Origin of the sequence: Plantactinospora sp. ZYX-F-223 (assembly GCF_039649625.1) — a bacterium.
In the GTDB taxonomy this organism is placed as follows: Bacteria; Actinomycetota; Actinomycetes; order Mycobacteriales; family Micromonosporaceae; genus Plantactinospora.
This window is the reverse complement of sequence record NZ_JBDJAV010000013.1, coordinates 163,535-180,628: the sequence shown is the minus strand read 5'-3', so window position 1 is coordinate 180,628 and position 17,094 is coordinate 163,535. Positions and strand designations below refer to the sequence as shown.

The 17,094-nt window shown below is 72.2% G+C and carries 14 protein-coding genes and 1 pseudogene; 4 read left to right on the top strand and 11 right to left on the bottom strand.

The genetic code is table 11. From position 1 onward, the window contains the following. Nucleotides 1-37: 37 nt before the first annotated feature. The 6 genes from topA to AAH979_RS15690 form a co-directional block, all read right to left on the bottom strand. A complete protein-coding gene (gene topA, locus AAH979_RS15715) occupies nt 38-2,920 on the bottom strand; it encodes a type I DNA topoisomerase (RefSeq protein ID WP_346258850.1) in 2,883 nt (960 codons plus the stop codon). Nucleotides 2,921-3,289: 369 nt separating this feature from the next. Next, nucleotides 3,290-3,925 carry a hypothetical protein gene (locus AAH979_RS15710; protein WP_346258849.1) on the bottom strand — a complete coding sequence of 212 codons (636 nt, stop codon included), beginning with the start codon at nt 3,923-3,925 and terminating at the stop codon, nt 3,290-3,292. Nucleotides 3,926-4,182: 257 nt separating this feature from the next. After that, nucleotides 4,183-4,725 (bottom strand): hypothetical protein, encoded by a 543-nt coding sequence (locus tag AAH979_RS15705; RefSeq protein ID WP_346258829.1) that lies wholly within the window; start codon nt 4,723-4,725, stop codon nt 4,183-4,185. Between the two features lie 246 nt (nt 4,726-4,971). After that, nucleotides 4,972-7,347 (bottom strand): sodium-translocating pyrophosphatase, encoded by a 2,376-nt coding sequence (locus AAH979_RS15700; protein ID WP_346258828.1) that lies wholly within the window; start codon nt 7,345-7,347, stop codon nt 4,972-4,974. Between the two features lie 288 nt (nt 7,348-7,635). Further along, a complete protein-coding gene (locus AAH979_RS15695) occupies nt 7,636-8,073 on the bottom strand; it encodes an ATP-binding protein (protein ID WP_346258827.1) in 438 nt (145 codons plus the stop codon). A 16-nt stretch (nt 8,074-8,089) separates the two neighbouring features. Then, complete coding sequence (locus AAH979_RS15690; protein WP_346258826.1) at nt 8,090-8,446, bottom strand: STAS domain-containing protein; 357 nt, start codon at nt 8,444-8,446, stop codon at nt 8,090-8,092. Nucleotides 8,447-8,652: 206 nt separating this feature from the next. On the opposite strand from AAH979_RS15690, the gene AAH979_RS15685 reads away from it, so the two are divergent. Both AAH979_RS15685 and AAH979_RS15680 read left to right on the top strand, forming a co-directional pair. Continuing rightward, complete coding sequence (locus AAH979_RS15685) at nt 8,653-11,067, top strand: DEAD/DEAH box helicase (RefSeq protein ID WP_346258848.1); 2,415 nt, start codon at nt 8,653-8,655, stop codon at nt 11,065-11,067. 115 nt (nt 11,068-11,182) lie between these two features. Next, nucleotides 11,183-11,392: a hypothetical protein gene (locus tag AAH979_RS15680; RefSeq protein WP_107262234.1), complete on the top strand. Its 210-nt coding sequence runs from the start codon at nt 11,183-11,185 to the stop codon at nt 11,390-11,392. A 127-nt stretch (nt 11,393-11,519) separates the two neighbouring features. On the opposite strand, the gene AAH979_RS15675 is transcribed toward AAH979_RS15680, so the two are convergent. Then, nucleotides 11,520-12,329 carry a hypothetical protein gene (locus AAH979_RS15675; protein WP_346258825.1) on the bottom strand — a complete coding sequence of 270 codons (810 nt, stop codon included), beginning with the start codon at nt 12,327-12,329 and terminating at the stop codon, nt 11,520-11,522. A 557-nt stretch (nt 12,330-12,886) separates the two neighbouring features. Here AAH979_RS15675 and AAH979_RS15670 point away from each other — a divergent pair. Together AAH979_RS15670 and AAH979_RS15665 are read left to right on the top strand one after the other, a co-directional pair. Next, the gene (locus AAH979_RS15670; protein WP_346258824.1) at nt 12,887-14,026 is read left to right on the top strand and encodes a hypothetical protein; all 1,140 of its coding nucleotides are present in this window, start codon (nt 12,887-12,889) and stop codon (nt 14,024-14,026) included. A 164-nt stretch (nt 14,027-14,190) separates the two neighbouring features. Then, nucleotides 14,191-14,733 (top strand): hypothetical protein, encoded by a 543-nt coding sequence (locus tag AAH979_RS15665; protein WP_346258823.1) that lies wholly within the window; start codon nt 14,191-14,193, stop codon nt 14,731-14,733. Nucleotides 14,734-15,163: 430 nt separating this feature from the next. On the opposite strand, the pseudogene AAH979_RS15660 reads toward AAH979_RS15665, so the two are convergent. The 4 genes and pseudogenes from AAH979_RS15660 to AAH979_RS15645 all read right to left on the bottom strand — a co-directional run. Continuing rightward, nucleotides 15,164-15,520: pseudogene (locus tag AAH979_RS15660) on the bottom strand (Rv3654c family TadE-like protein); the annotation flags it as partial. Nucleotides 15,521-15,684: 164 nt separating this feature from the next. Then, nucleotides 15,685-16,050, bottom strand: a complete 366-nt coding sequence (locus AAH979_RS15655) for a TadE family type IV pilus minor pilin (RefSeq protein ID WP_346258847.1) — start codon at nt 16,048-16,050, stop codon at nt 15,685-15,687. Next, nucleotides 16,050-16,220 (bottom strand): DUF4244 domain-containing protein, encoded by a 171-nt coding sequence (locus AAH979_RS15650; RefSeq protein WP_101368449.1) that lies wholly within the window; start codon nt 16,218-16,220, stop codon nt 16,050-16,052. The genes AAH979_RS15655 and AAH979_RS15650 overlap by 1 nt, the downstream gene beginning before the upstream one ends. Nucleotides 16,221-16,241: 21 nt before the next feature. Then, nucleotides 16,242-16,964: a type II secretion system F family protein gene (locus AAH979_RS15645; protein WP_346258822.1), complete on the bottom strand. Its 723-nt coding sequence runs from the start codon at nt 16,962-16,964 to the stop codon at nt 16,242-16,244. Nucleotides 16,965-17,094: the final 130 nt, after the last annotated feature.

The window sequence follows — 17,094 nt, the reverse complement described above, 5'->3', positions numbered from 1 at the left end:
GGACCGGACGATGCCTCATACCGGCCCGGCGGCGTGCTCAACCCTCCGTCGGCTCGGCGGAGGTCGCCGCCTTCGGCGGGGCGGCCTTCTTGGCGGGAGCCTTCTTCGCCGCCGTCGCCTTCGCGGCGGTGGTCTTCTTCGCGGCGGTCTTCTTGGCCGCCGTCTTCTTCGCGGTCGCCTTCTTCGCGGCCGTCTCGCCGCCGGTGGCCTTCGTCGCCGCCTTCTTGGCGGTCGCCTTCTTGGCTGCCCGCTTGCGCGGCGCCGGGCCCTTGGCCCGCTTCTCGGCCAGCATCTCCGACGCCTCCTCCAGAGTCAGCGCCTCCGGAGTCTGGCCGCGCCGCAACGACGCGTTGGTCTCGCCGTCGGTGACGTACGGCCCGAACCGGCCGTCCTTGATCACCAGCGGCTTCTCGGTCAGCGGATCCGCGCCCATCTCCCGCAGCGGCGGGGCCGCCGCCCGGCGCTGCCGGGTCTTCGGCGCCGCCAGCAGGGCCAGCGCCTGGTCCAGGGTGACCGTGAAGAGCTGCTCCTCCGACTCCAGCGACCGGAATTCGTCCCCGCGCTTCACGTACGGGCCGTAGCGGCCGTTCGCGGCCAGCACCTCGGCGCCGTCCGGAGCCACCCCGACCACCCGGGGCAGGGTGAGCAGTTGCAGCGCCTCGGTCATCGTCAGCGACTCCGGCGACTGGGAGCGGAGCAGCGACGACTTGCGCTCGCCACTGGCCACGTACGGGCCGAACCGGCCGGACTTGAGCACGATCGGCTCGCCGGTCTCCGGGTGCTCGCCGAGCTTGCGCTCCCCGCCACCGCCGAGGAACAGCTCGTGCACCTTCTCCGGGGTCAGCTCGTCCGGGGCCACACCCTCCGGGATCGGCGCCCGGTCGCCGGCCGGGGAGGTGTCCTCGGGCGGGCCGCCGTCGCCGGTGTCCCGGGCTGCCGGCTCCGCGCCGGGCAGGCTCCGTTGCAGGTACGGGCCGTACCGGCCGACCCGGACCACGACGTCGCGCCCCTCGTCGTCCCGGAACAGCGGAATCGAGTTCACACTGCGCGCGTCGATCTCGCTCAGGTTCTCGGTGACCATCTTCTTCAGCCCGCCGGACCGGGCCACCGACTGGTCGCCACCCATCTCGCTGCCGAAGTAGAACGAGGTCAGGAAGTCCACCGCCGCGTGGTCGCCACCGGCGATCTCGTCCAGCTCGTTCTCCATCGCGGCGGTGAAGTTGTAGTCGACGAGTCGCGGGTAGTGCCGCTCCAGCAGGCCGACCACGGCGAAGGCCAGGAAGGACGGGATCAGCGCCTGGCCGCGCTTGAAGACGTACCCCCGGTCCTGGATGGTCGCCATGATCGAGGCGTACGTGGACGGCCGGCCGATGCCCAGCTCCTCCAGCGACTTGACCAGCGACGCTTCGGTGTAGCGGGACGGCGGCTGGGTGTGGTGCCCGGTCGCGGCCAGTTCCTCGGCGGTCAGCGGCTGGTCCTTGACCAGGTTCGGCAGCCGCCGCTCGGCATCCTCGGCCTCGGCGTTCTCGTCGTCGGACGACTCCACGTACGCCCGCAGGAAGCCCGGCTCGGTGATGGTCTTGCCGGTCGCGCCGAAGTCGGCCTCCTCGCCCGCGCCGGAGACCGCCCGGATCCGCACCGAGACGCTGGAGCCGACCGCGTCGGTCATCTGGGACGCGATGGTCCGCCGCCAGATCAGCTCGTAGAGCCGGAACTCCTCGGCGGAGAGCTCGTTCGCCAGCTCACCGGGGGTGCGGAAGTTGTCCCCGGCCGGGCGGATCGCCTCGTGCGCCTCCTGGGCGTTCTTCACCTTGCCGGTGTAGCGGCGGGGCTCCGGCGGCACGTTCCGCTCGCCGTACAACTCGGCGATCTGCCGGCGGGCGGCCGCGATGGCCGTCTCCGACAGGTTCACCGAGTCGGTACGCATATAGGTGATGTAGCCGTTCTCGTACAGCCGCTGGGCGGTACGCATCGTCTGCTGCGAGGAGAAGCGCAGCTTCCGGGCCGCCTCCTGCTGGAGCGTCGAGGTGATGAACGGCGCGTACGGGCGGCGCCGGTAGGGCTTCTCGTCCACCCGGGTCACAGTGAAAGGCCGCCCGTCGAGGCGGGCGGCCAGTCCACGGGCGCCCGCCTCGTCGAGGTGCATCACCCCGGCACCCGGCTTCACCTGGCCGGTGGTCGGCTCGAAGTCCTTGCCGGTGGCGATCCGGTCGCCGTTCAGCGCGACCAGGGTGGCGGAGAAGGTGCGCGGGCCCTCGGCGGTGCCCCGCACGGCGAGGGTGGCCAGGATGTCCCAGTACTCCGCGCTGCGGAACGCCATCCGCTGCCGCTCGCGCTCGACCACGATCCGGGTGGCCACCGACTGGACCCGGCCGGCGGAGAGCCCGGAGCGGACCTTGCGCCACAGCACCGGGGAGACCTCGTAGCCGTAGAGCCGGTCCAGGATCCGCCGGGCCTCCTGGGCGTCGACCAGGTCGCGGTCGATCTCGCGCGGGTTCGCCACCGCGGCCTGGATGGCCTGCCGGGTGATCTCGTGGAAGACCATCCGCTTGACCGGCACCTTGGGCTTGAGCGTCTCGACCAGGTGCCAGGCGATGGCCTCGCCCTCGCGGTCCTCGTCGGTGGCGAGGAAGACCTCGTCCACCTCCTTGGCCAGCCGGGTCAGCTTGCTGATCTGCTGCCGGCGGTCCGGCGACACGACGTAGAGGGCGGCGAACCCGTTGTCGACGTCGACCCCGAGCCGGGCCCAGGACTCACCCTTGTATTTGGCGGGCACGTCGTCGGCGTTGCGCGGCAGGTCACGGACGTGACCCAGGCTGGCCTCGACGACGTATCCCGGGCCGAGATAGCCCGAGATCGTCTTCGCCTTCGCCGGTGATTCGACGATGACCAGACGGGTGCTCCTGGCGTTGCTCGGCACGTCTCTCCTGACCTCACTCACGATCTTTCCCCCTGCGGACCGCCCTGTCCGCGCTCGCCGCCGGGGCCGGATCGGCCGCCCGGTGGCCAGACGTCCAACGTAACGCGCTCCCCGACCGTGGAGTTGCGCGGCCCGAGAAGACCACCGCTACGCTGCGGTGACACCGGGTGCAACAACACGGGACGGGCGGTCATGCCGGACGGCGACACCGTACACCCACGAGCGATCCGTGCGGGACCAACCGGACGGATCATGCCCCACTCAGTGGGTCGCTAACCGGATTAACCGAACAAATCTGACTTCTGGCTGTCCGGATTACGACACCGGTCGATCCCTCCGGGTCTCCGGCGGGTACTCCATCGAGGGTACTCAGGACACCCCACCCGGCCACTGACCCGGCGGGGCGGTCGGTGGGCGGTCGCCCACCAACTCCGCCAACCGGGCCAGCCGGCGTCGCCCGGTGATCCGGTACGCCGGGCCGCCGGCCCCCGCGTCGAGCAGCACCGCCGGCAGGCCGATCGCGGCCAGCGCGGCACCGACCGGCTCCCAGCACGCCTCGTCGGCGGCACCGAGCCGGAGCACGAAACCGAGCGGCTCGGGAGTGCCGGCTGCCGCCGCCCAGAGCCGCAGCCGGGGACCGGTCAGGAAGAAGTTGCCGGGCGGCCGCTTCACCGTGCCGCGCAGCCAACCCGCCGCCAGCGGGGCGAGCAGGGTGCTGTAGGAGGTCTGCACCCCGTGCTGCTCCGCCACCCGGCCCAACCAGCTGGCGGTCAACCCCCGGCGGGCCAGCTCGGCGACGAGTACGTGCACCCGCCAGGCGGCGTCCACCACCATGGTGATCCGGGCCGTGCCACCCATCCGGACCAGCTCGCCCGGCCCGGCCAGCAGCCCGGCGAGGTCACCGACGGACGGGTCGGCGGCCTCCACCCCGAAGAGCGAGAGCTGCCGTACCGGCGGGACGGCCTCACTCCTCGCCCCGTCCGGCCGCTCGGGCTCTCCCCGCACCGCGCCGGCCGGCTCGGCATCCGGAGCGGGCCGCTCCGGCACCACCCCGACCAGCTCGGGCTGCTCGGCCGTTGCCCCGGACCGCTCATCCATGGCCTCGGGCTGCTCGGCCGTTGCTACGCCGGGCGGCTGGGGCTGGGCCGGGATCGGGCCGGTCGGCTCCGAGGGCGGGTCGGGTGGCTCGGGTGGCTCGGGTGGCTCGGCGGCCATGCCGGCCGGGTCGGGCGACTCGGCCGGTACGGGCGGGACGGGGGGCGTCAGCGACACTCCGGAACCTCGTCGAAGGCCCGCTTCAACTCCACCGAATCCAGCTCGCTGGTGTCGAGCGAACTGGCGTCGTACTCCTTGTTGAGGGTGTCGACCGCGGCCTTGACGCCGTCGTAGAACTCGCTGGCCTGCCCGGTGCCGAGTGCGTCGATCGCCGCGCCGGCCCGGCCGTAGGCGTCCCGGACGGCGGTCAGCGAGGCGACGAAGCCCTTGGAGACCGCCTCACCTTTCTCGGTGTCCGGTACGCCGGCCGCCTCCACCTTCTGCCGGGCGGTCTCGCTGGCCTGTTCGGCACCTCTGAGCAGCCGGACCAGATTCTCCTTGGCCTGCGCCGGGCTGGTCTGCGCGGTCATCTGCTGCTGGGTGCTCCGGGTCAGCGTCCCGATCTCGGCCCGCCACGGCGCCAGTGCCGCACAGACGGCGGCGGCCCAGGCCTGCGGGGTGGGTCCCCCGGCGCAGCCCCCGAGGAGCAGGGCGATCGTGCACAGGGCCGCCGTGAACCTTCCGGCGGATGCCGTGCGGGGGGTACGCATGCGTTGCAGCGTACGGGTTGGAGCGGGCTTCGCGAGGGGGGTAATCGGCCGAGCCGCCCCGGACCCCATTTCGGACGCCCGAGCCGCACCAGCGGCGCCGCACGTCGAACCACCCGAACCGGAGCAGCGACGCCGCAATGCCGGACCGCCCGAGCCGGCCGGTGGCGGGGCCGCCGTCGCCGGTCCGGGAACGGGTCCGGGCCCGTCGCGGGTACGCGACGGGCCCGGATCCGGACTGTCCCGGCCTCAGACGTTGGCGGTCTGCGGCTGCTGGTCGGAGTTGCCGCTGCCGGTACCGGTGTCGGAGTCCGACATGGCCACCGGCTTGCGCTTGCTGAACACCACCGCCGCGACGATGATCAGCGCCGCGACGACCGCGACCCCGATCCGCAGCCCGGTGTTCTTGTCCTCGCCGACGCTCCAGGCCACCACTGCCGGGGCGATCAGCAGCGAGACCAGGTTCATCACCTTGATCAGCGGGTTGATCGCCGGCCCGGCGGTGTCCTTGAACGGGTCACCGACGGTGTCACCGATCACCGTGGCCGCGTGCGCGTCCGAGCCCTTGCCGCCGAACGCGCCGTCCTCGACCAGCTTCTTGGCGTTGTCCCAGGCACCACCCGAGTTGGCCAGGAAGACCGCCATCAGGGTGCCGGCTCCGATCGCGCCGGCAAGGTACGCGGCCAGCGCACCGGGGCCGAGCCCGAAACCGACCGCGATCGGCGCCAGGATGGCGAGCAGCCCCGGGGTCATCAGCTCGCGCTGCGCGTCCCGGGTGCAGATGTCGACCACCTTGCCGTACTCCGGCCGCTGGCTGTAATCCATGATCCCGGGCAGCTCGCGGAACTGCCGGCGTACCTCCATCACCACGGCACCCGCCGAGCGGGAGACCGCGTTGATGGCCAGACCGGAGAAGAGGAAGACCACCGCGGCACCGACGATCAGACCCACCAGGTTGCGCGGGTTGGCCACGTTGAGTAGCCCGTCGATCGACAGGTCGGAACCCGCGTCCCGCAGCGCCGTGCCGAGCGTGTCGGTGTACGACCCGAACAGCGCGGTGGCGGCGAGCACCGCCGTGGCGATCGCGATGCCCTTGGTGATCGCCTTGGTGGTGTTGCCGACCGCGTCCAGCTCGGTGAGCGTACGCGCGCCCTGCTCGTCGATGTCGCCGGACATCTCGGCGATGCCCTGCGCGTTGTCGGAGATCGGCCCGAAGGTGTCCATCGCGACGATCACGCCGACCGTGGTGAGCAGACCGGTACCGGCCAGCGCCACCGCGAAGAGCGAGAGCGTGAGCGAGCCGCCACCCAGCAGGAACGCGCCGAAGACCCCGGCGCCGATCAGCAGTGCGGAGTAGACCGCCGACTCCAGCCCGACGCTGATCCCGGCCAGCACCACAGTGGCCGGGCCGGTCAGCGACGACTTGCCGATGTCCTGCACCGGCCGCCGGTTGGTCTCGGTGAAGTACCCGGTCAGTGCCTGGATGGCGGCGGCCAGCACGATGCCGATCACCACGGCGCCGATGGCGAGGATCCGCGGGTCGATCGGCTCGGCCGCACCCTCGGCGAGGCCGAGCGCGCTGCGCCACTCGTTGCCGAGCAGCTCGGCCCAGGTGGCCGGCAGATAGACGAAGGCCATCACCGCGACCAGGATCGCCGAGACCACCGCAGAGGCGTAGAACGCCCGGTTGATCGCGGTGAGCCCGGACCGGTCGCCGGCCCGCAGCCGGGTGATGAACACCCCGAGGATGGCGATCAGCACACCGATGGTGGAGACGATCAGCGGGAAGACCAGCCCGTGCTCGCCGAACGCCGCCCGGCCGAGGATCAGCGCGGCGACCAGGGTCACCGCGTACGACTCGAACAGGTCGGCCGCCATGCCGGCGCAGTCACCGACGTTGTCGCCCACGTTGTCGGCGATGGTCGCCGCGTTGCGCGGGTCGTCCTCCGGGATGCCCTGCTCGACCTTGCCGACCAGGTCGGCGCCGACGTCGGCCGCCTTGGTGAAGATGCCGCCGCCGACCCGCATGAACATGGCGAGCAGCGCGGCACCGAAACCGAAGCCCTCCAGCACGGTCGGCGCGTCACCCTTGTAGATCAGGACGACCGCCGCCGCACCGACCAGGCCGAGGCCGACGGTGAGGAAGCCGACGACGCCACCGGTACGGAACGCGATCTGCATCGCCGCTTCCCGGCCGCCCTGGTGTTCCCGGGCGGCGGCCGCGACCCGCAGGTTGGCCCGGGTGGCCAGGGCCATGCCGGCACCACCGATGAACGCGCTGAACAGGGCACCGACCACGAAGAAGCCCGATCGGCCGATCTTCACCAGCGTCTCGTTGCCCTCGGTGTCGTGCACCGGCAGCAGGAAGAGCAGGATCACGGCGGCCACGACGAAGATGGCGAGGGTGCGGAACTGCCGGAGCAGGTAGGCCGAGGCCCCCTCCTGCACGGCGCCCGCGATCTCCTGCATCTTCTCGGTGCCCTTGCCGGTCGAGAGCACGGCCTTGGTCAGCGCACCCGCGAAGCCGAGCGCCACCAGGGCGATAACCGCCGCGACGACGACATACGACAGGTTCTCGCCGCCGAGGGACAGCCCGCCACCATCGGCGGCCCAAAACTGGGACATCTATGTCCTCCTGTACCGAACACTCGCGCCGGGCCGGCGGACGAACCGGCCAGACGTCTCCACGCGTGGAGCGACAAATTCGCAAGCGTTCCGCCGACCCACCTGCCCCCGCGATCGGCGATGCTCCCCCACCCACAGGAGCGGGACCAGCACACTTGCTGATAACCCCGGGTACTCTAGCGGTCCGCCGTGTTGGAGGTCACACAGAGGACCCACCCAGTCGTGATGATCTTCGTCGCTGTGTTAGCCGCGCGGTTCTGGTAATGCGGGTGCCGGCGAGCAGCCGGGCTACCGCCCGAGCGGCCAGGCCATCCGGACCTCGGTGCCGACGCCCTCGTCGACCGGACGCACCTGGAGGTCCTCGACAAAGCCCGCGAGCAGGGCAAACCCGACACCCACCGTCAGCGCCTCGTCGGTCAGCGACTCGTCGGCCAGCTCGTCGGGGGGCAGCGCGGCCAACCCCAACCCGGCCTCGATCGGCGCCCGGTCGATCACCCGGACGGTGTACGCCGGACCGTCCGACATCTCGACCAGCACCAGATCGCTCAACCCGTACTGGCGGTGCAGGGCGACCGCCCGGGCGCAGGCCTCACCGATCGCCAGTCGTACCTCGTCGAGCAGTTCCTCGGGCACGCCGGCCCGCCGGGCCACCGCGACCCCGACCAACCGGGCGGTGCGGACGTGGACCGGGGCCGGGGTGAAGGAGAGTCTGACCTTCGACATCATGCGTCGACCGTCGACATCAGGCATCGGCACCGGAGGAGTCGGCCGAGGTGGCGGCGTCCAGCGTGGGGTAGATCGGGAAGACCTGGTCGAGGGCGGTGATCCGGAAGATCTTGAGCAGCGGCTCCTTGTCGCAGATCAGCCCGAAGGTCCCGCCGACGGGACGCAGCCGCTTGAGCGCCCCCACCAGCACGCCGAGGCCGGTCGAGTCGAGGAAGTCCACCCGACCCAGGTCCACGACGATCGCCCGGGCCCCGCCGTCGATCAGCTCGACCAGACGTTCGCGCAGCCGCGGAGCGGTGTAGACGTCGACCTCGCCGCCAACCTCCAACACCGTGTACTCACCGATGGCGCGGGTCGTCAGCGACAGATCCATCAGTCCTCCTCTGACCGGCCAGGAACGCTCCTGGGCATCTAACCATCGACCAGCGGACCGCGCAGCGACGGCGGACCGACCGCTACCCGGCCTTCCGACGCACGTACGAGAGTGCAAGAGTGCAGGGCGTGACGTTTCCCGCAACAGTATCGGCCGGTACCGGGGTCGGGGACTCCCGCCCGACCGGTCGGCCCGGCGCGGGTGAGCTGCTGGACCTGCTGCGCGCCCGGGCGCACGGCGGCACGACCGGGACCCCGGTGACCCACGTCGAGCGGGTGCCGGCCCGCCCCGGCACGGTGGCCGACTGGCCGGAGTGGGTGCCGGCGGAGCTGCGCGCGGCCCTCGCCGGGCAGGGCGTGGTCGCGCCGTGGCGGCACCAGGCCGAGGCGGCCGGGCACGCGTACGCCGGCCGGCACGTGGTGGTCGCCACCGGCACCGCGTCGGGAAAGTCGCTCGCGTACCAGCTCCCGGCGCTGGCCACGCTGCTCGCCGACCCCCGGGCCACCGTGCTCTACCTGGCCCCGACGAAGGCCCTCGCCGCCGACCAACTCCGGGCCGTCGCCGCGCTGGGCCTCGACGGGGTACGGCCGGCATGTTACGACGGCGACACCCCGCGCGCCGAGCGGGACTGGATACGCCAGCACTCCCGGTTCGTACTGACCAACCCGGACATGCTGCACCACGGCATCCTGCCCGGGCACGCCAAGTGGTCCGCCTTCCTGCGCCGGCTGGCGTTCGTGGTGGTCGACGAGTGTCACACCTACCGGGGCGTCTTCGGGTCGCACGTGGCACACGTACTGCGCCGGCTGCGGCGGCAGGCCGCGCGCTATCCGGGTACCCCCAGGTCGGTGCCGGGGCAGCGGGGCGCGAGCGGCGGCACCGGGCCGGCACCGGACGGGCCGGTCTTCGTGCTGGCCTCGGCGACCTCGGGCGACCCGGCCGCGGCGGCCGAGCGGCTGACCGGGCTGCCGGTCACCGCGGTCACCGAGGACACCGCGCCGCGCGGCGGGTTGACCTTCGCGCTCTGGGAACCGCCGCTGCTGCCGCCGCCGTCGGACGGCCCGGACCCGGCCGACCTCGCCGAGTCGGCGGCGGGCGCCGGGGTCGACGCCGCCCCGGTACGCCGCTCCGCGTTGCGGGAGACCGCCGACCTGCTCGGCGACACGGTCGCGGCCGGAGTCCGGACGCTGGCCTTCGTCCGGTCCCGGCGCGGGGCCGAGGTGATCGCCACCACCGCGCGGCGCTCGCTGGACGAGGCCGTGCCCGGCCTGGGGGCCCGGGTCGCCGCCTACCGGTCCGGCTACCTGCGCGAGGAGCGCCGCTCGCTGGAGCAGGCGCTGCTCGGCGGTGAGTTGCTCGGGCTCGCCTCGACCAGCGCGCTGGAGCTCGGCGTCGACCTGGTCGGCCTGGACGCGGTGCTGATCTGCGGCTATCCCGGCACCCGGGCCTCGCTCTGGCAGCAGGCGGGCCGGGCCGGGCGCTCCGGCCGGGAGGCGCTGGCGGTGCTGGTGGCCCGGGACGACCCGCTGGACACCTATCTGGTGCACCATCCGGAGGCGCTGTTCGGCCGGCCGGTCGAGGCGACCGTGCTCGACCCGGCCAACCCGTACGTGCTGGGGCCGCAGCTCTGCTGCGCGGCGGCGGAATCCCCGCTGACCCCGGCCGACCTGGAACTCTTCGGCGAGGGGGCGAAGGAGGCGGTCGAGGCGCTGGTGGCCGGCGGCGCGCTCCGGCGGCGCCCGACGGGCTGGTACTGGCGGCACGCCGGGCGGCCCGAGGTGGACCTGCGCGGCACCGGCGGAGCCCCGGTGGACGTGGTCGAGTCGTCGACCGGCCGGCTGCTCGGCACGGTCGATCCGGCGTCGTCGCACTTCCAGGTCCACCCCGGCGCGGTCTACCTGCACCAGGGCGTGTCGTACGTGGTGGACGACCTCGATCTCGACGACGGGTGCGCGCTGGTGCACGCCGAGGAACCGGACTGGTCCACCCATCCCCGGGACGTCACCTCGCTCTCCGTCGTCTCGGTCCGTTCCTACCTCGACTGTGGTCCGGTCGGGATGTTCCTCGGCGAGGTCGACGTGACCAGCCAGGTGGTGTCGTACCAGCGCCGCCGGCTCGCCTCCGGCGAGGTACTGGCCACCCTGCCGCTGGACCTGCCCGCCCGGGAGCTGCGTACGGTCGCGGTCTGGTTCACGGTCTCGCCGGAGTCGCTGGCGGCGGCCGGGGTGGAGGCGGCCGAGGTGCCCGGTGCGCTGCACGCGGCCGAGCACGCCGCGATCGGGCTGCTGCCACTGGTCGCCACCTGCGACCGCTGGGACATCGGCGGGCTCTCCACGGCCAACCATCCGGACACCGAGGCGCCGACGGTCTTCGTCTACGACGGACACCCGGGCGGCGCGGGCTTCGCCGAGCGGGCGTACCGGGCGGCGTCGGCGTGGCTCTCCGCGACCCGGGACGCGATTGCGGAGTGCGGCTGCGAGGCCGGCTGCCCGTCCTGCGTGCAGTCCCCGAAGTGCGGAAACGGCAACAACCCGCTGGCCAAGCCGGAGGCGGTCCGGGTCCTCGACGTGGTGCTGACCAACCTGGCCCAGGTGGCTCCGGCCGAGCCCGGCGATACCTGATCGTGGCCTGATCACAGGCTGATCGCGGATAGTCGGTATTCGCATGCATGGATCTATGTGGATCCGGTTAAGTTACGCTGGGAGCGCTTCCACGGATCCGCCTGAGGAGGACGTCGTGGCCGACACCATCGCCGAGACCGTCGAACTGCTGTACACCATCGACCAGGCACATCTGACCGTCGACCAGCAGATCGCGCTCTCGCAGGCGTACGCGGCCCTGGCCCAGGCGGAACGCCTGGACCAGATCCACCAGATGCTGCACAGCATCCACCAGGTGCTGAACAGCTGGGTGGTACGCCGGGCCACCGAGGGCAGCATCCGCTGAGGGCGTTGGCGGCGGGCCACCGGCAGTCCTCCCGAGGGCGCGGCGGCGTGCGCCGAGGGCACACAGAAGGGACCCGTCCCGCGGATCTTCCGCGAAAGGGGTCCCTTCCGCGCAGCCGGAGTTGCCCTCAGCCGGAGACCGAGAAGCTGTTGGTGACGAAGTCCCGGCCACCGGCGGACGAGGTGATCTCGTAGCCGAGCTGGACGTCGCCGATCGTGACGTCACCGAACCAGCCACGGTCGCGGATCCAGGTGGCGATGCCCCGGATGTCGACGGTGCCGGAGGTGGTGTTGCTGGTCCGGATGAACGAGTAGACCTGGTTGGATCCGTTCGACCCCCGGTAGATGTCCCAGGAGTGCCCGCCGACCGATGCCCTGACCTGGAAACTGCCGAGCGGGCCGACCGGCCCGTACTTGTTCATCCAGAGCATGATCTCGTGCCCGTGGTCGGTGGTCCAGATGTCGTACGCCGTGGTGTAGGCGATGCCGCTGCCGCTGGTCGGCACCGTCACGTTGAAGCTGCTGGTGACGTTGCCCAGGGCACTTACCCGACGCCCGATGTACCGGGTCGCGTTCGGGTACGCCTTGATCCCACCGGTGTTCGGGTGGTCGGCCCAGACTCCCCAGTTGCTCGGCGAGTTGGCCCAGATGGTCTGCGGACCGTATCCCGAGCCCCAGATGTTGTTGTAGAGCGTGTAGCCGCCACTGGACCAGGTGCCCCAGCGGTCGCTGGAACTCCAGACGGCAGCCTGGACGGGCGCGGGTGCGGCGGTGACGGTCAGTACGACGGCGAGCGCGAACGCGCCGATCGCCAGACGTGCGGTGCGCAGCACGATGACCTCCTTGTCGGCCCGGCGCTGACGGGACGGACGCCGGGATAGCCGGAGCAGTCGAGGGCTCGACTGCGGCCTGGAGATGGCGCGCGCGACATCGCTCACCGAAGAAATTTAGTTTTGCTTCCAAACTAAGTCAATAGATAGCCACCGATCACATTCGGGCGAAGCCGCGCCCCTCGCGATCACATTGACATCTTCCAATCTCCATACATAGAGTTGGCTCTTCTCACGCTCAGTTACCACTGCCGGTCGGGTCCACCGTCGTTCGACTGCGACGCCGCCCGGTCCGTTGCCGAAGGCAGGTCGTCGCCGTGTCCGTCCCCGTCAGTACCGTCGAGGGCCGCCACCGGCCTGGCCGCCGTCCGTACGCCCCGATCGCCGCCGGCCTGGCACTGGTCACCACCGCCGCCCTCGCGGCCGTCCTGCCCTCACCCGTCGCCGGGGCGGCCACGGACGGCGCACTGGTAGCTGGATTCGTGCCGGGTGGAGCGGCGGAGGTCGGATCGGCCCCAGCCGGAGCCGCGCGAGCCGGAGGGCCGGCGGCCGGGACGTTGTCCGGAAGGGTGACCGGGACGCTGCCCGCGCCGGTGACCGCTGGCGCAGATCTGGCCCGGACGCACCGAGACCCTGCACCAGGTCGGACCGACTCCGCAGCGGAGGTGGCGGTACCGCTGTTCGCGGACGACTTCGAGGACGGCAACGCCGCCGGCTGGTCAACCGTCGGCGGCGTGTGGTCGGTCGGCAGCGACACCACGTGGGTGTACCGGCAGCGTTCCGGCAGTGCCGTCGCCAGTGCCCGGACCGGTGACCCGAGCTGGACCGACTACGCGGTCAGCGCGCAGGTCAGGCCGAACGCGCTGGGTACCGCGCGCTCCTCGATCGGGCTGCTCGCCCGGGTCCAGTCCAACACCAGTCACTACTACCTGAACCTGCGCGGAAACAGCCAGCTCGAACTGGGCAAACTCGTCTCCGGTCGGGTCACCGTGCTCGCCTCCGCCCCGGTGACGGCGGCGATCGGCGGCTGGCAGACGCTGCGGCTCGCACTCCGGGGCGACCACCTGGTCGGGCAGCTCGGGACGGTCTCGGTCACCGCCACCGACGGCCAATTCGCCAGCGGCCGGATCGGCCTGGCCACCAGCTACGCCACCGGCTGGTTCGACGACGTCCTGGTGGAACCGTCGGCCCCGGACATCCTGCCGCCGAGCACGCCCGGCCAGCCGCAGGTGCTGTCGGTCGTACCGGGTGCGGTCACCATCACCTGGCCGGCGTCGACCGACAACGTCGGGGTGGCGCAGTACTACGTCTACCAGGGCGACCAGTTCTACTCGCAGTATCTGGCCCGGGTCGTACCGGACAACTCCCCGCTGACCCTGCAGCTCGCCCCGACGGCGGCGCAGACCCACTTCTCGGTCACCGCCCGCGACGCGGCCGGCAACACGTCGGGGTTCTCCTCCCGCACGTCCGTCCGGCAGCCGCCGTCCTTCCCGCGCAGTGGTGACAACACCGTCCCGCCCAGCCCGCCGGGAACCCCGGTGGTTACCGCTGTCACCCCGGACGGCTATCTGGTCACCTGGGAACCGGCGACGGACGACATCGGCGTGGTCGAATACCACGTCTACCACGTGTTCGTCGTGGACGAGGTCAGGGTCGACGCCAAGGTCGGCACCAACAGCGCCGTGATCGCGCCACGCGGTGGCTACGAGACGGTCTACGTCGTCGCGTACGACGCGTCGTGGAACGCCAGCAGCAGTCCCACCGTGCAACTCCTTCCACCTCCGACGCCGCCGGCCAGCCGGTAGGGCAGGCCGCGGGCCCCGGCGACCCGCTCGGCGGGGCACCACCTGGTGAGGGGTGATCTGTGCTCCGATACCGCTCGGACCGGGGATGCTCAACGCCGTCGATCCGGTGTACATCGGCGATTTCACGCTCGCGGGGCGGTGCCGCGAACGGCTACCGTCGGCGCATGGCCACCCCGGCACGCCGGTACCGGTACGTCGGACCCGCCGACATCCGGGCCGGAATCCGCCCGGATGGTGCCGGGTACCGGGTTACCTGCCCGGCGGACTTCGCACGCTGGGTGGCGTCAGTGGCCGTACCAGAGCTGGCCGAGCCGGTTAGCTACGTGGTGGACCTGACCGGCGTACTGCGACTGGCGCCGAGGCGCAGTGAGCACGTCGCCTGCGCCGGAGGGCAGGACGTACTCGGTGCCGGGGAGGTCGCCTTCGTACCCGATCAGGCGGGCGGGCGGAACGTCCCGTCTGGTCACTGGGTCGTCAGTTATGTCAGCAACCAATCCACCGGCTACTGTCCCGACCTCGACTCCTGGCCGGCGGTGGCCTCTGCGCTCGACCGGGCCGGACTGCCGCACCCGCACGGCTTCACGGCCGGCCTGATCTTCCGCCGCTGCCCGGACTGCGGCTTGTGCAACGTGGTCCGGGACGACGACTTCAGCTGCGTCGCCTGCGCCGGGGACCTGCCTCGACAGTGGAACCTCGACCGGAGGTAGACGAGACGATCGAACGCGTTGATTCCGGCACCTTGATCGAGCGCCACCAGGGGCAGCAAAGCGTCTCTGCCGCCCGGCCGCCGGAGCCGCGTCCGATCAACGCACCGCCGGATGCGGGACCGGCAAGCTAGCAAATCCCGCCCCCACCGCCAGCCGAAGCGACGCTGGCAGCGACAACACCCTCAGCGTCCTCTACGGCGGCCTCGCCACCTCCACACTGGTGCTGGCCCTGTTCGCCGGATACGCCATGTATCAACGCCGACACGGCAACCGATCCAGCACCCTCAGGACCTGGCTCCCAACACCACCATTCCGAAGAGCACCGGGGAAGTAGAGCCCACCGGCCAGGGCCTGCCAGCCGAACTCGCGGGGTGTCCGAACGAGGCGGCCGAGCGCATGCCACACCGGGGCCGGGTTGTCCGCCAAGGCGTCAGGCGCGCTGGTCCGCCTCGCCGCGCACCGGCCCGGCTCGGGCTGTCGCGCGGGCGGCCCTGGTCATCCCGGGCAGTGGCTCGACCGTCACCTCGGCGGTGACCTGAAGGTCGAACCCGTCGAGCGTGCAGTCGGTGATCCGGGCGCTGTTGGCGGCGGCGATGACCGCCGCCCGGGCGCAGGCCCGATCCGGGCCGTCCAGCGCGTAGACGGCGCCGGCGAGCGCGCCGAGGTCTGCCGCGACCCGAGCCTGGTGCCGGGCCACCCGGGCGGCGCCGATCGCGGCTGCACCAAGGCTGAACACCACCAGTACCAGCCCCATGGCGAGCAGCCACAGGGTGGCGCTGCCCCGATCGGATCCGCCGCCGTACGGGACCGGCCGGCAACCTGCTGTGGAGTGTCTGGTCGAGCGGGGCCCTCCATCGGGATGCTGAACCGTTCGGCGGCACCGAGCCCGGCCCCGCCGAGTCCAGTCGAGTCCGGGACCCGCCCGGGTCGCGCTCGCGGTGGGGTCGGTCGTCATGACGGCGGCTCCGGTGCACCGGGCTCGACCGCCGCCACCGCGATCGCGCTCACCGTCAACCGGGGCAACCGTGCACCGAGTGCGCGCACCGGGGCCCGTACGGTGGCCACCACCCGGTCGCCGTCCACCGAGACCGACACCACCGCCCCCGGTGGTGCGGCCCGGGCACCGGCAGGTACGCCCGGAGCACCGCGGGAGGCAGCCAGGGCCGCCTCCCGCGCCGCGTCCACGCACTGCCCCTTGGTGGTCACCGCGTTCACGGCGGTGAGCCCGGCGAGCAGCAACAACAACAGCGCCGGCAGGCCGGCCGCCAACTCGGCGGTGAACGAGCCCCGGTCGCGGTCGCCCAGCCAGCGCCGGATCACGACAGGGCCCGGTCGATCACGCTCGCCAGTGCGGCCTGCACCCGACCGGAGGTGAGTACCTTCAGCAGAATCCCGGCAAAGGCGACGGCGGCGAGGGTGCCGACGGCGTACTCGGCGGTGTTCATCCCGGCGTCGCCGCGGAGCCGGGCGATCAACTTGCGCAGCATGGAGTTCCCTTCTCGAATCGGTCACAGCACGTCGCCGAGTACGGCGACGATCACCGGCACCAGGCCGGCGAGAATGAAGGCGGGCAGGAAACACAGGCCGAGCGGCAACACGATCAGCACACCGGCCCGCCGGGCCGCCGCCTCGGCGCCGGTCACCCGGTCGGCCCGCAGGTCGTCGGCAAGTCGGGTCAACGCCCCGGCCAGTGCCGCGCCACTCGCCGAGGAGCGGACCGCCGCCGACGTCAGCCGCTCCGCGCCCGGCACCGGCCCGAGGCGCGCCCACGCCTCTTCAGGGGTACCGCCGAGCCGGAGGGTCCGGCCGACCTCGATAAGGCGCTCACCGAGTGGGCCGGCGAGCGCCTCCGCGACGGCGCAGACGGCACGGTCGATCGGCGCGCCGGCCCGTAGTGCCGCCGCGAGCAGGTCAGCGGCGAGCGGCAGGTCGGCTGACTCGCGCAGCCGGCGCCGCCGGACAGCCGCTGGTTCGAGCCGGTGCAGCAACCGGTCGAGGCCGACCGCCGTCGCCACCCCGAGCAGTACGCCGAGCCAGTCGCCGAGCAGCACCCCGGCCGCCAGCCCGGCCAACCCGGCAGCGAGCCGGACTAGGTCGATCCGGCCCGACCAGCCTGGCGGACTCTCGTCCCACCCGCGCTGGCGCTGCCTCCACCCGCCCCGGCTCTGGCTCAGTCCGCTTCCCGACTGTCGGTCGCCGCGCTCGTCGAGGTCGTTAAGCGCGTGGGTCATGGCATGGCGCGCTCGACGACCGGTCGCCCCGGCTGCCCGAGTGGACAGTCCGGCGGAACCGACCGCGGCGAGCCGCCGTCGGGACGACCGGCGGACGGGGACCCTGGCCAGCGCCAGCAGCAGGGCGAGA